Origin of the sequence: Ancylobacter sp., from assembly GCF_965279025.1 — a bacterium.
Classification (GTDB): Bacteria; Pseudomonadota; Alphaproteobacteria; order Rhizobiales; family Xanthobacteraceae; genus Ancylobacter.
The window spans coordinates 1,724,969-1,738,716 of the sequence record NZ_OZ257132.1 but is presented as its reverse complement, the minus strand read 5'-3'; the positions used below and the strand labels follow the sequence as shown (position 1 = coordinate 1,738,716).

The window sequence follows — 13,748 nt, the reverse complement described above, 5'->3', positions numbered from 1 at the left end:
CCTCATGATGCCGGTATACCAGGCAGCCCTAGCAGACCCGGCGGGCTTGGGAAACACGTTCAGTGCGCCCGGCGGCGCATTACCGCACGCCCGTCCGTCGCGCCCAGATGGCAGCGCGGGCGTGACGATGCAATGACGCTCGCGGGGGCGTGACAGCGGCTCGCGCTCACAGACGCACCGGATAGCCGATCTCGATGGTGCGCGGGCGCGGCAGGCCGAAGCGGTCGACCGACCGCTCGGCATTGCGCGCCAGGAAGGCGAAGACGTGCGACAGCACGTCCCGCACGCCCAGAATGTCGTCCGGCGGCATCACGCGCTCGTGACCGATGACATAGACCGCCTCGTCGGGATCGATGCCCTGCGCGTAGAGCGCGGGCCCCAGCACGGCGGGAACGTCGATCTGCTGCATATACCCGAAGCGCACATCGACCCTGAGATGGGCCGAGTCGAGGGGCAGGACGCGCACCCTCTCGTCGACGGGAACGCGCGGGCGCGAGGCGATCCAGACCGATACGATGACGGCGCGGGTGAACTGCACGTTGAGCAGTTCCGACAGGCGCCCGAGCGCCACCGGCGTGACGGCGCCGCCGCGCGACAGGAAGATCGCGGTGCGGGGGCTCACCGCACAGCCGGGCGGGCGCCCCTTGGCCACGAAATCGTCGAGCGGTTCGGTGAAGCGGCGCTGCTGGATGCCCAGCCCTTCCAGCCCGCGCCGCCACGACACCATGATGACCAGCACCAGCGCGGAGATAGTCACCGGCAGCCAGCCGCCATCGTGCAGCTTGGTCAGATTGGCCGCGGCGAAGGATACGTCGATGACCGCCAGCCCGCCGGCGAGGGCGATCAGCGCCGGCAATGGCCAGTGCCAGCTGCGGCGCACATAGGCGACGAACAGGATGGTGGTCGACACCATGGCCATGGCCACGGCGATGCCATAGGCCGAGGCCAGGCGGTCCGACGAGCCGAAGGAGACCACGATGGCGGCGCAGGCGAGCATCATGATCCAGTTGAGCCGCCCGACATAGATGTGCTGGTCGTTGTGCTCGCTGGTGTAGCGGATGCGCATCGGCGGGAGATAGCCGAGCTCGATCGCCTGCTTGGCCAGCGAGAAGACGCCGGTGATGATCGCCTGGGAGGCGATGACGGTGGCAAGGGTTGCCAGGATCAGCAGCGGGACTTCGAAGAGGTCCGGCGCCAGATCGTAGAACGGGTTGCGTACCGAATCGCGGTGGACGAGCACATTGGCGCCCTGCCCGTAATAGTTCAGCAGCAGCGCCGGCATCGCCACGGTGAGCCAGGCGCGGGTGATCACCGGCCGGCCGAAATGGCCGAGATCGGCATAGAGCGCCTCGCCGCCGGTGATGGCGAGAAAGGTGGCGCCGAGAATGGCGCCGGCCAGCAGCGGATGATCGGCGAGAAGCAGGATGCCATGGCGCGGATCGAGTGCCGCCACGACCTGCGGCGCCTGCACGATGCCATGGACGCCGAGCGCCCCGAGCGACAGGAACCAGACTAGCATCACCGGCCCGTAAAACGCCCCGATCCGCTCCGTCCCCGCCCGCTGCGAGATGAAGACGAGCATGATGACAAGCACGGTGGCGGCGACGATCCAATGATCGAGCGCCGGGGCGATGACCTCCAGCCCTTCGATGGCCGAGAGCACCGAGATGGCGGGGGTGAGCACGCCGTCGCCGATGAGCATCGCCCCGCCGATGAGCCCGGCCACCAGCAGGAACAGCCTTTTGCCATTCGCCGAGCGATGCAGATCGAGCAGGGTGACCAGCGCGAGGATGCCGCCTTCGCCGTCATTGTCCGCCCGCAGCACCAGCATGACGTATTTTATGGTGACGGAGAGAATGACCGCCCAGGTAATGAGCGACAGCAGCCCGAGCACATCCGCGTCCGAGACGCCCGCGCCGCCGACGGCATTGAGGCCCTGCTTGAAGGCGTAAAGGGGACTGGTGCCGATATCCCCGAACACCACGCCCAGCGCCGCCATTTCGGCCGCGAAGGGAATAGGCCGGCGACCGGCACGGCGACGCTTAGCCATGGCATATCCTGGTGCGGACCGCGCGACGGCGCGGATCGTTGGGGACGGGCCGCGGGCGGCCAGTCGTTTCCGCACGAGAACGGCGGGAGGTCAGCGAAGGGGACGCGGCGGAACGGAACATGAAGCCGGATTCGCGCAGGACAATGCCAAAGCATCGGGGGCGTCGCAGCAATACTCCGGCAGCGCCGCCGCGCCAAGCATTGACTCCATGACGGGCCGCTCGCGCCGGCTTTGGGCCCCCACGCAAATGTGAAAGCCTCGCCGCGGCCAGTGCTTCGCCTGACAAACTGAGATGAGGGAGGGGGATTGGGGGGCGGATTGATCCCCCTCCCTCTGCCAACAGACCCGTAGCGTCCAAAGGCTTGCGGGTTCCTTTGAACCAGGTCCGGTGGCGAGGCTGGATCAATAGACGGTTCGCCCCTTACAATCAACAACGACCGAACCGTTCGGTCAATTTACCTTGCGCCGGACTTATGGAATGGTTGCACCGTTGCCTAAACCGGGTTGCCCCTCCAGACTACCGCCCTAAGTTTCGTTTCTGCTGCTTGGGTTCATTAGATTATTCATGGCTTCCTTACCGGAATTTGAACATCAACGCGCCGAACGGCGTCCGGATGACGGGCGGGTGAGCGGCCTCGATTCTCCGCCTCAGAACCCCGGCACGACGCCGACAAAGCGTGACCAGATTCTTCGTGGTGCGCGCGAGATCTTCCTCGCCTCGGGTTTCGACGGCGCCAGCATGGGCGAGATCGCGCGGGAGGCGGGTGTCTCGAAGGGCACGCTCTATGTCTATTTCGATTCGAAGGAAGACCTGTTCACCGCGCTGGTGACGGATGAGTGCAAGCGCACTGCCGAGGCGTGCTTCCACCTCGACCTCGACGCCCCGGCCGAGGCCACCTTGCGCAGCCTGGGCTGCCGTTACATCCACGCCATGCTGGAGCCGAGCCATATCCGCACGGTGCGGATGGTGATCGGGGTTGCCGAGAAACTGCCCGAGATCGGTCGCGCCTTTCTGCAGGCCGGACAGGAAACCGGGGTAACCCGGCTGTCCGAGTGGCTGCGGGCCAAGAACGTGCAGGGCGAGCTCGCCATTGAGGAGGTCGAGATCGCCGCGTGGCAGTTCATGCTGGGCTGCCAAGGCAAGCTGATCATGCCCATGATCTTCGGCGACAATGCGCGCCCCGACGCCGCGATGATCCGCAACGTCGTGGATCGGACCGTCGAATCCTTCATGCGAGCCTTCGCCTGTCCCGGGGCCGGCGCACTGGACATGGATGCAGGATCGCCTCAGATGGCCGGGCGCCCCGGTGGGCTCGATCCCGCTGCCGCGAGTGCGGACAGGCCTTCGCGGAACGTGGGATAGCGCAGGCCGCCGCCCAGCAGCGCGTGCAGGCGGTCATTGCGGACCCGCCGGTTGTCGGCCCAGAAGGATAGCGCCATCGCCGACATGGAACGCGCGGCCGCCTCGAAGCTCTCCGCCGGGGGCGGTGGCATCCCCAGCAGCGCCGCGGCATGGCGCACCGGCGCGCAGGAGGGCGACGGCTCGTCGTCCACCACATTCACCACGCCGTCGAATTTTTCGGCGATAGCGGCGCTGATGGCGCCGGCAATGTCGTCGACATGAATGCGGTTGAACACCTGCCCCTCGCGCTCGATGCAGCGGGCGGTGCCGTCCGCCACGTCGATCAGCGCGTTGCGGCCGGGGCCGTAAATGCCGCCGAGGCGCAGCACCGCCACCGGCCGCCCCGCCCGGCGCCCCAGCGCCAGCCAGGCGGCTTCGGCCTCGATGCGGCGCTGCGCGCGCGGCGTGGCGGCGGAAAGCGGCGCAGTCTCGTCGATCCAGGCGCCGGCCGAATCGCCATACACGCCGATGGTCGAGAGATAGACCAGCGGGCCCTGCCCCGCCGCCAGTGCCTCGCCAAGTGCCGCTAGGAAAGGATCGCCCGCATCGCCCGGCGCGGCGGACGCGACGACCGCATCGGCCATGCGGGCCGCCTCCAGCAGCGCCGGCGACGGCTCCCCGTCGACGCGCAGCATCTCCATGCCGGGGCGCCGTTCGCCCTCGCGGCTGGTGCCGATGCGGCGGGTGAAGGCATCGCCATGCAACGCGACGAAGCGCTGGGCGCAATAGCCATAGCCGAGGCAGAGCAAGGTTTGGTTCATGCCGTCTCCCCATCCGTGTCGGCCGCTGCGGCGCGCCATTCCGCCCGCACGTCCTCGTCGCGTTCCCCGGCATGGGCGATGCGCAGAGCGTCGAACTCGCCCGGCGGCAACAGGCGGGACAGCGCCCACACCGCCGCGCCGCGTATCAGCGGGAGGGGATCGGCCAGCAGCCGCCCAGCCTCCGGCGCGAGGCCGGCGTCACCGGAATTGCCGATCGCCACCAGCACATTGCGCAGGAACCGGGCGCGCCCGATGCGCTTGACCGGGCTCTTCGCGAAGCGCGTGCGGAAGGCCGCATCGTCCAAGCGGGCGAGGTCGCCAAGCGCCGGCGCGCGGTTGTCGTCGCGGGCGGAAAGGCGCGTTTCGCGGCCGAGCACCGCGAACTTGTTCCACGGGCAGGCGGCGAGGCAATCGTCGCAGCCATAGATGCGGTTGCCGATGAGCGGGCGCAGCTCGCGCGGAATGGCGCCCCTCAGCTCGATGGTGAGATAGGAGATGCAGCGGCGCGCGTCGATCCGGTACGGCGCGGGAAAGGCCCGGGTCGGGCAGGCATCGAGGCAGGCGCGGCAGGAGCCGCAATGGTCGACCTCCCGCGCATCCGCCGGTAGCGCGAGATTGGTGGCGATGGCACCGAGGAACAGCCAGGAACCCTTGTCGCGCGAGACTAGATTGGTGTGCTTGCCCTGCCAGCCGAGCCCGGCCGCCTGCGCCAGCGGCTTTTCCATCAGCGGCGCGGTATCGACGAACACCTTGACCTCGACCGCGCCCGCCGGCCCGGCGCGCGGCACGAAGCGCGAGGCGATGCGCTTCAGCTTGCCCTTGATCAGCTCGTGATAATCGTCGCCGCGCGCATAGACCGAGATCGCGCCCCGCAGGCGCTCGCCCAGTACGGCACGGGGGTCTTCGTCCGGCCCGTAATTCAGGCCCAGCATGAGCAGGGAGGCGACGTCCGGCCACATATTCGCGGGGGCGGCGCGGCGCTGCGCCGTCTCGGGCATCCAGTCCATGTCGCCATGGGCCCCCTCGGCGATCCATTCATGCAGACGCGGCGCGGCATGGGGTATGGAATCGGCGCCGGCGATGCCCATCGCGTCAAAACCCTCTTCGCGGGCCAGCGCGAACAGATAGGCCTTGGCTGCCTCGGGCGTCAGAAATCCAGATCCGCGTAGGACGGTGCCGGCGGCATGCCCGCCATGGTCAGCGCGAGCAGCGGCCGGAACGCCGGACGCGACTTGATGCGCGCGTACCAGGTCTTCGCTCCCTCATCCTCGTCCCACGGCACGTCGCCGAGATAGTCGACGCAGGAAATATGCGCCGCCGCAGCGAGGTCGGCATAGGTCATGCGCTCGCCGGCCAGCCAGTTCCGCGCTTTCAGCAGCCAGCCAATATACTGCAGATGATAGCGGATATTGGCCCGCGCCGCGCGGATGATGGCCATGTCGGGCGGCCCACCGCCGAGCTCGCGCGGCGTGTAGCGCTTGTAGACCTTCTCGCGGACCAGCGGCTCGGACACTTCGAGGTGGAACTTGTGGTTGAACCACGAGCCGAGCCGGCGCACCTCGACCCGCTCGCCGATATGCACCGGCAGCAGGCGGCGCGTGCCCAGCGGCGCGCCCCTGGTCTCGTCGAGATATTCGGTGATGGTGTCGATGCCCGGCACCACGAAGCCGTCATCCTCCACCAGCACCGGCGTAACGCCGGCGGGGTCGAGCATCAGGAATTCGGGCCGCCGCTCCCAGACCCGTTCCTCGATCAGTTCGGGCTCGATGCCCATCTCGCCGAGGGCGAGACGCACGAGACGCGAATGGGCGCAGAAGGGATGATGATAGAGCTGCATTTTCCGGGAAGGTTGGAGGGCCGTCGCCAGGCGGCGCCTGAAATCGGTCTAGAAGGGTTCGCGCCACATCGCAAGCCATCGCGGCGTCAACAAGGCGGGGCAGGCCGCCACGGAGCGCGAACGTGCCTGCCGATTTCGGATTATGGTGTCCACACGGTTAACGCCGCAGGAGAGGAAACGATGGACGCGTCCCGGCCGCACGGCATCTTCGTCTGGAATGAACTGAACAGCCGCAACGTTGCCGCCGCCCGGGCGTTCTATGCCGCCGCCCTCGGCTGGAGCTTCGAGCCGATGCCCGTGGAGGGCGGGCCGGACTACTGGATCATCAAGAATGGCGAGGCCCGGGTAGGCGGCATCTTCCCGCTCGACGGGCCGGAATTCGCCAACGCGCCGGAACACTGGCTGCCCTATATCGCGGTCGACGACGTCGACGCGCGGTGCGCGCGGGCGGTTGCCGCCGGGGGCTCCCTGTTGCGCGAGCCCTTCGATGTCCCCGATGTCGGCCGGATCGCGATCGTGCGTGATTCGCAGGGCGCCGTCGCCGGCTGGATGACGCCGACCATGTAAGCCGGCGTTGCGGCCGTTCGGGCTAACGCCCCGAAATTCCTGACGATTCGGCTCGGCCGTAACGAGTGTGCCATAAATGTGGCGTAGGGGGTGTGGCCGTCGCGCCAGCGCCCCCGCCTCTCGCAACGCCTCTCCCTGGGGAAGAACCACACGATGCAGCTCCACATCCCGACCCCCGCCATCCGTGCCTGCGGCTACTCCCTTTGCGAGGGGAGTCCCGAGTTCGACGATGTGGGGGCCGGGCTCGACGAGGCGGAGGCCCTCGGCGTCGATATGGTGGAACTGCCGGTCTATGCCTGGCACCTCATTGTCGACGGGCGAATCCTCGATTCCCGGGTGAAGGACCTCGTGAAGGCCGTCGCGGGACGCCGGCTCGGCTACAGCGTGCACGGCGCGCTGGCCATCAACCTCATGGACCTGCCGGAGCGACTGGCGCGCCACGAGAAGGTGCTGGCCGCCAATATCGAGATCGCCGCAGCGCTCGGCGCGCCGCATCTCGTCATGCATACCGGCTTCGTCCGCGACCCCGATGACGACCTCGAGGTCGCCTATTCCCGCCAGCGCGACGCGCTCGCCCGCGCCGGCGACCTTGCGGCGGCCTGCGGCGTCACGCTGTGCGTGGAGAACATCTTCCGCTTCGTTCATGCCCGCGAGACGGCGACCCCGGCCAAGCTCGCCGGCGAGCTGGCCGCGATCGACCACCCGGCGGTGAAGGCGACGCTGGATGTGAGCCACGCCTATATTCGCTGCGCCGATGCGCGGCTCGACCCTATCGCCGAGATGGCGGCTCTGGCGCCCCATGTCGCCCATTTCCACCTGCACGATTCCTTCGGCCGGCCCAATGAGCGGCGTGCCGGCGATATGTGGTTCTACGATCCGGCCGAGGCGGTTGCCTTCGGCGAGGGCGACCTGCACCTGCCGATCGGCTGGGGCGGCATCGACTGGGACGCCGTGGTGCAGACGGTGCGCCCCGCAGCCGGCTCCACCGCCATATTGGAGCTGAACCCCCGCCATTGGCGCGAGCTGAAGGACCAGGTCCCGGTCCTGCGCGCCCTTGCCGGCCGGTTCCGGGCCGACCTCGCGCCGGTGGTGTGAGCCGCACGGCCGCAGGCGCGGCCGGCCCGCACACTGAAAGGCCCGGCGCGGTTGGCCCACGCCGCCGCTTTTCCGCCCACGCTCCTTCTTGCGGCGGAAACGGCCGCCCCCTATATCGGCCACGAACGTCGCGCATAGCGGCGTACCCTATTGTTTGGGGGCCGGTCCGGGGGCACGGCACATCCTGTCCGTTCCTCCCCGGGTGCTTCAAGAAGGTCCGGCCGGCCTGCCGGAAGGAGAAACAATATGTCTAAAGTCATCGGCATCGACCTCGGAACGACAAACAGCTGCGTCGCGGTCATGGAAGGCTCGACCCCGAAGGTGATCGAGAATGCGGAAGGCGCGCGTACCACGCCCTCCATCGTCGCCTTTACCGAGGATGGCGAGCGGCTCGTCGGCCAGCCGGCCAAGCGCCAGGCCGTCACCAATCCCGAGCGCACCTTCTTCGCGGTGAAGCGCCTCGTCGGCCGCCGCTATGACGACCCCATGGTCGAGAAGGACAAGAAGCTCGTCCCCTACCAGATCGTGCGCGGCGAGAATGGCGACGCGTGGCTGGAGTCGGACGGCAAGAAATACTCGCCCTCGCAGATCTCCGCCTTCACGCTGCAGAAGATGAAGGAGACCGCGGAGGCCTATCTCGGCGCCAAGGTCGACAAGGCGGTCATCACCGTCCCGGCCTATTTCAACGACGCCCAGCGCCAGGCCACCAAGGACGCCGGCCGCATCGCCGGCCTCGAAGTGCTGCGCATCATCAACGAGCCGACCGCTGCCGCGCTGGCCTATGGCCTCGACAAGAAGCAGGCCGGCACCATCGCGGTCTATGACCTCGGCGGCGGCACCTTCGACGTGTCGGTGCTGGAGATCGGCGACGGCGTGTTCGAGGTGAAGTCCACCAACGGCGACACCTTCCTCGGCGGTGAAGACTTCGACATGCGGCTCGTCACCTATCTCGCCGACGAGTTCAAGAAGGAGCAGGGCATCGACCTGCGCAACGACAAGCTTGCTCTGCAGCGCCTCAAGGAAGCGGCGGAAAAGGCCAAGATCGAGCTGTCCTCGGCCACCCAGACCGAAATCAACCTGCCCTTCATCACGGCGGATGCCTCGGGCCCGAAGCATCTCACCATGAAGCTCACCCGCGCCAAGTTCGAGGCGCTGGTCGACGACCTGATCCAGCGCACCATGGAGCCTTGCAAGAAGGCGCTCAAGGATGCGGGCCTCACGGCCGGGCAGATCGACGAGGTCGTGCTCGTCGGCGGTATGACCCGCATGCCCAAGGTCCAGGAGATGGTAAAGCAGTTCTTCGGCAAGGAGCCGCACAAGGGCGTCAACCCGGATGAAGTGGTCGCCATCGGCGCCGCGATCCAGGCCGGCGTGCTGGCGGGCGACGTGAAGGACGTGCTGCTGCTCGACGTAACCCCGCTCTCGCTCGGCATCGAGACGCTGGGCGGCGTGTTCACGCGCCTGATCGACCGCAACACCACCATACCGACCAAGAAGAGCCAGGTGTTCTCGACGGCCGAGGACGGACAGACCGCGGTGACCATCCGCGTCTTCCAGGGCGAGCGCGAAATGGCGGCGGACAACAAGATCCTCGGCCAGTTCGATCTCGTCGGCATTCCCCCGGCGCCGCGCGGCGTGCCGCAGGTCGAGGTGGCCTTCGACATCGACGCCAACGGCCTGGTCAATGTCTCGGCCAAGGACAAGGGCACCGGCAAGGAGCAGCAGATCCGCATCCAGGCCTCCGGCGGCCTGTCCGACACCGACATCGACAAGATGGTGAAGGACGCCGAGGCGCACGCCGAGGAAGACAAGAAGCGTCGCGCCGCCGTCGAGGCGAAGAACCACGCTGAGGCGCTGGTGCATTCGACCGAGAAGTCGCTCGCCGAATATGGCGACAAGGTCGGCGCGCCGGAGAAGGCCGCGATCGAGGCCGCCCTTGCCGACCTCAAATCGGCCATGGAAGGTGACGACGCCGAGGCCATCGCCGCCAAGACCAACACGCTGGCGCAGGCCTCGCTGAAGCTCGGCGAGGCGATGTATGCCTCGCAGCAGGGCGATGCCGGCACCGGCGAAGCGCCGAAGGACGATGTAGTGGACGCCGAGTTCACCGAGGTCGACGACGACAAGAAGAAGTCGGCCTGATCGACATCTGAGCGCCGCCCCCGGATTAGCTTCCGGGGGCGGATTTCTTTCCGTGGCCGGGCTGCCTCAGTGGCCCGCGTGCCACGGCTGCGAACGGGCCCGGCAGGCGCGATCACCGCCGGACATTTCCGGCAGGCTTCCTGCATGGCGACCCGGGCCGCCCGCTGCGGGATGCGCTGGCGGCGGCCAAGGATGCGACGGCACAGCGACCCATGTCCAAAACCGACTATTACGAACTCCTCGAAGTCACCAAGACCTGCAGCGACGGCGAGCTGAAGAGCTCCTACCGCAAGCTCGCCATGAAGTGGCACCCGGACAAGAACCCCGGCAGTGCCGAGGCCGAGGTGCGGTTCAAGGAGATCAGCCAGGCCTACGACATACTCAAGGACCCGCAGAAGCGCGCCGCCTATGACCGCTTCGGCCACGCGGCCTTCGACGGCGGCATGGGCGCGCCCGGCGGGCCGGGCTTCGGCGCGGATTTCGCCTCGACCTTCTCCGACATTTTCGACGACCTCTTCGGCATGTCGGGCGGACGGCGCGGCGGGGGTGGCGGCGCCGGCGGCGGACGCGGCGGCCGCGAGCGCGGCGCGGACCTGCGCTACAACATGGAAATTACGCTCGAGGAGGCGTTCGCCGGCAAGGATGCCACCATCCGCCTGCCGACCTCGATCGTCTGCGAAACCTGCACCGGCACCGGCGCCAAGCCCGGCACCCAGCCCACCACCTGCCGCACCTGTTCCGGCTCCGGCCGCATCCGCCAGGCACAGGGCTTCTTCACGCTGGAGCGCACCTGCCCGACCTGCCAGGGCCGTGGCCAGGTGATCGAGGACCCGTGCCCGGCCTGCGCCGGGGCCGGCCGCACCACCAAGGAGCGCACTCTGGAGGTGGGAATTCCCGCCGGTGTCGAGGACGGCACCCGCATCCGGCTCGGCAATGAGGGCGAAGCGGGGGTGCGCGGGGGTCCGCCCGGCGACCTCTACATCTTCCTGTCGCTCGCCCCGCACGACTTCTTCCAGCGCGACGGGGCGGACCTGTTCTGCCGCGCGCCGATCTCCATGGTCTCCGCTGCGCTCGGCGGCACCTGCGAGGTGCCGACCATCGACGGCGAGACCACCAAGGTGAAGATTCCCGAGGGCACGCAATCGGGCAAGCGCTTCCGGCTCTCCGGCAAGGGCATGCCGGTGCTGCGCAGCCGCACCCGTGGCGACATGTATGTTCAGGTCGTCGTCGAAACGCCGCAAAACCTGACGCGACGTCAGCGTGAACTTCTGACGGAATTCGACGCCGAATGTTCGAAGGACACGCATCCCGAATCCAGCGGCTTCTTCGCCAAGGTGAAGGATTTCTTTGCCGGAGACACCGAATAAGCGAAGAAACGTAATCGACGCGTCATCGCGGGGCCTTAACAGGAGGCCGTCCGGCCTCTAATGTTGGCCCGGTCGCCTCCGCTTCGCGCCCGTGTCCCGGCGCCCCTGACTTTCGCCCCTGCGTCGCCGCGCCTTCCCGCCACGGCATACCGGAATTGAAGTCGCATGCTCCATCGTTCTGCCTGCCCCTCGCCGAAAGAGCGTCCCGACGAAGTCCGGTTCCTTCAGTCCTGGTTTCAGAACCCGCTCCGCACCGGCGCGGTGTCGCCCTCGGGCCGGGCACTGGCGCGCACCATGGCGAGCTATGTCGACCCGGAGCAGGACGGCCCGGTCATCGAGCTCGGGCCCGGCACCGGCCCGGTGACGGCGGCGCTTATCGCCCGCGGCGTGGCGCCCGAGCGGCTGGTGCTGATCGAGTACAACCCGGAATTCTGCAAGCTGCTGCGGCTGCGCTTCCCCGCCGCCACCGTGATCCGTGGCGATGCCTATGACATGGCCCGGACGGTGGAAGGCAATATCGACCGGCCCTCCGCCGCCGTGGTGTCGAGCCTGCCGCTGTTCACCCGTCCGGCTCCGGAGCGCCACGCCTTGCTGGACCAGGCCTTCGGCCTGTGCGCGGCGCGCGCGCCCTTCATCCAGTTCACCTATGCGGTCGTCTCGCCGGTGCCGCTGGCGCCGGAGCGGTTCGACGCCCATGTCAGCCAGCGCATCTGGGCAAACCTGCCGCCCGCGCGGGTTTGGGTCTATCGTTCCACCGCGCAGGGCGCGCCGGTGCCGGAGCTGAACGCCGCCGACGCGTGAGCCTGGCGCACCGGCCGCTCGACAGGAGAAGGTCTTCATGCGCCCGCCGCGTATCGTCGTGTTCGCCGGCTCCATCCGCACCGGCTCCTTCTCCGCCAGCCTCGCCGCGCTGGCGGCCAGGGAACTGGCGCTGATGGAATGCGAGCCGGTGCTGCTCTCGCTCGCCGACTATCCGATGCCGATCTATGATGGCGACCTGGAAGCGGCCGAGGGCGTGCCGCCGGCCGCCAGGCAGCTGCGGGACCAGCTTGCCCGCGCCGACGGCGTGTTCATCGCCACGCCCGAATACAATGCCGGCCTTCCGCCCCTGCTGAAAAACGCCCTCGACTGGGCGAGCCGGGTGCGTGGCGGGGAAGGCGATGCCTTCAAGGGCCCGGTCTACGCCATCGGTTCCTCCTCGCCCGGCGGTCTTGGCGGCTATCGCGCCTCCATGATGCTGCGCCAGACGCTGGCGCTCGGCCTTGGCTGCCTGGTGCTCGCCGAGCAGGTGATGGTGGCCGGTGCCAGCGGCGCCTTCGACGCACGCGGCGACTTCAAGGACGAGAAGGCGCGCGAAAGGTTGCGCGGCGTGATGACAGCGCTTATCGAGCAGGCGGCGCTGCGGGCCGGTCTGCGCGCCTGAGCCTGCGGAGAACCGCCTGCATGCACGCCCCCGTTGCCGATCCGCGCGACCGGCTCATCGTCGCGCTCGATCTTTCCTCGGTCGGCGCGGCGGAAAGCATCGTCTCGCGCCTCGGCGACACGGTGAGCTTCTACAAGATCGGCTATGAGCTCGGCTTTGCCGGCGGCCTCGGCTTCGCCCGCGAATTGATCGCCGACGGCCGCAAGGTGTTCATCGACTTCAAGCTGCACGACATCGGCAACACGGTGGCGCGCGGTGTCGCCAGCCTGGCCGCGCTCGGCGCCAGTTTCGCCACCGTGCACGCCTACCCCCAGACCATGCGCGCGGCGATGGAAGGCAAGGGCGCGAGCCCGCTGCGCATCCTCGCCGTCACCGTGCTCACATCCTATGACGAGGCCGACCTCGGCGAGGCCGGCTATGCCGCCAGTGTCGCGGAAACGGTGGCCCGCCGGGTGGCGCAGGCCCGCGAGATCGGCATTGACGGCATCGTCTGCGCGCCGACCGACGCGGCCTCGGTGCGTGCCGCGCTCGGGCCCAAGGGCGCCATCGTCACCCCCGGCGTCCGCCCGGACGGCAGCGCCGTTGGCGACCAGAAGCGCATCGCCACGCCGTTCGCCGCCATTCGCGCCGGCGCCGACCATCTGGTGGTCGGCCGGCCGATCGTCGGCTCGCCCGATCCGGCCGCTGCGGCCCGCGCCGTGCAGGCCGAGATCGCCCGCGCGCTTTCCCCTACCGACGCATAAGGACCGAGATGATGGCCAAGGGCTACTGGATCAGCCGCCTCGATGTTCATGATGCCGATGGCTACAAGCCGTATCTGCAAGGCGCGGAGCCGGCGATCGCCTCCTTTGGCGGCCGGTTCCTGGTGCGCGGGGGCGACTATGCCGAACTGGAAGGCACCGCGCGTTCTCGCAATGTCGTGGTAGAGTTCCGCGATTACGAGACCGCGCTCGCCTGCTTTCGCTCGCCGGAATACCAGGCCGCCTACATCCATCGCGTCGCCTCGTCCGAGGGCGAGCATCTGATCATCGAGGGCTATACGGGCGAGCAGCCGGCGGCTGCCACCATCGCAGGCCCTGCGGATGGCCCCGGCACCGGCTATTG

The 13,748-nt window shown here is 68.3% G+C and carries 12 protein-coding genes and 1 pseudogene; 9 read left to right on the top strand and 4 right to left on the bottom strand.

All coding sequences use genetic code 11. The annotated features are described in order from the left end of the window. Positions 1-166 precede the first annotated feature (166 nt). Positions 167-2,050 (bottom strand): potassium transporter Kup, encoded by a 1,884-nt coding sequence (locus tag ACQY76_RS08090; RefSeq protein WP_428032365.1) that lies wholly within the window; start codon positions 2,048-2,050, stop codon positions 167-169. 625 nt (positions 2,051-2,675) lie between these two features. Between ACQY76_RS08090 and ACQY76_RS08085 the strand changes: the two genes are divergently transcribed. Next, positions 2,676-3,413 carry a TetR/AcrR family transcriptional regulator gene (locus tag ACQY76_RS08085; protein WP_428032364.1) on the top strand — a complete coding sequence of 246 codons (738 nt, stop codon included), beginning with the start codon at positions 2,676-2,678 and terminating at the stop codon, positions 3,411-3,413. On the opposite strand, the gene ACQY76_RS08080 is transcribed toward ACQY76_RS08085, so the two are convergent. The 3 genes from ACQY76_RS08080 to ACQY76_RS08070 are packed head-to-tail and all read right to left on the bottom strand — an operon-like array spanning position 3,338 to position 6,050. Beyond that, on the bottom strand, positions 3,338-4,213 hold the full coding sequence (locus ACQY76_RS08080; RefSeq protein WP_428032363.1) for an NAD-dependent epimerase/dehydratase family protein: 876 nt from the start codon (positions 4,211-4,213) through the stop codon (positions 3,338-3,340). The genes ACQY76_RS08085 and ACQY76_RS08080 overlap by 76 nt on opposite strands. Continuing rightward, positions 4,210-5,301: a tRNA epoxyqueuosine(34) reductase QueG gene (gene queG / locus ACQY76_RS08075; RefSeq protein WP_428032362.1), complete on the bottom strand. Its 1,092-nt coding sequence runs from the start codon at positions 5,299-5,301 to the stop codon at positions 4,210-4,212. Before queG ends, ACQY76_RS08080 begins: the two co-directional genes overlap by 4 nt. A 59-nt stretch (positions 5,302-5,360) precedes the next feature. Further along, on the bottom strand, positions 5,361-6,050 hold the full coding sequence (locus tag ACQY76_RS08070) for a glutathione S-transferase family protein (protein ID WP_428032361.1): 690 nt from the start codon (positions 6,048-6,050) through the stop codon (positions 5,361-5,363). A 180-nt stretch (positions 6,051-6,230) separates the two neighbouring features. Between ACQY76_RS08070 and ACQY76_RS08065 the strand changes: the two genes are divergently transcribed. From ACQY76_RS08065 to ACQY76_RS08030, 8 genes and pseudogenes are all read left to right on the top strand, one after another. After that, complete coding sequence (locus ACQY76_RS08065) at positions 6,231-6,617, top strand: VOC family protein (RefSeq protein WP_428032360.1); 387 nt, start codon at positions 6,231-6,233, stop codon at positions 6,615-6,617. A 153-nt stretch (positions 6,618-6,770) separates the two neighbouring features. Further along, positions 6,771-7,712, top strand: coding sequence for a sugar phosphate isomerase/epimerase family protein (locus tag ACQY76_RS08060; protein ID WP_428032359.1), 942 nt, complete (start codon positions 6,771-6,773; stop codon positions 7,710-7,712). Between the two features lie 246 nt (positions 7,713-7,958). After that, positions 7,959-9,854: a molecular chaperone DnaK gene (gene dnaK, locus ACQY76_RS08055; protein ID WP_428032358.1), complete on the top strand. Its 1,896-nt coding sequence runs from the start codon at positions 7,959-7,961 to the stop codon at positions 9,852-9,854. Between the two features lie 212 nt (positions 9,855-10,066). Beyond that, positions 10,067-11,221, top strand: coding sequence for a molecular chaperone DnaJ (gene dnaJ / locus ACQY76_RS08050; RefSeq protein WP_428032357.1), 1,155 nt, complete (start codon positions 10,067-10,069; stop codon positions 11,219-11,221). Between the two features lie 165 nt (positions 11,222-11,386). After that, positions 11,387-12,022, top strand: a complete 636-nt coding sequence (locus ACQY76_RS08045; RefSeq protein WP_428032356.1) for a class I SAM-dependent methyltransferase — start codon at positions 11,387-11,389, stop codon at positions 12,020-12,022. A gap of 37 nt (positions 12,023-12,059) precedes the next feature. After that, on the top strand, positions 12,060-12,644 hold the full coding sequence (locus ACQY76_RS08040; protein ID WP_428032355.1) for an NADPH-dependent FMN reductase: 585 nt from the start codon (positions 12,060-12,062) through the stop codon (positions 12,642-12,644). Positions 12,645-12,664: 20 nt separating this feature from the next. Beyond that, positions 12,665-13,387: an orotidine-5'-phosphate decarboxylase gene (gene pyrF, locus ACQY76_RS08035; RefSeq protein WP_428032354.1), complete on the top strand. Its 723-nt coding sequence runs from the start codon at positions 12,665-12,667 to the stop codon at positions 13,385-13,387. An 11-nt stretch (positions 13,388-13,398) separates the two neighbouring features. Further along, a pseudogene (locus ACQY76_RS08030) lies at positions 13,399-13,698 on the top strand (DUF1330 domain-containing protein); the annotation flags it as partial. Between the last annotated feature and the right edge of the window lie 50 nt (positions 13,699-13,748).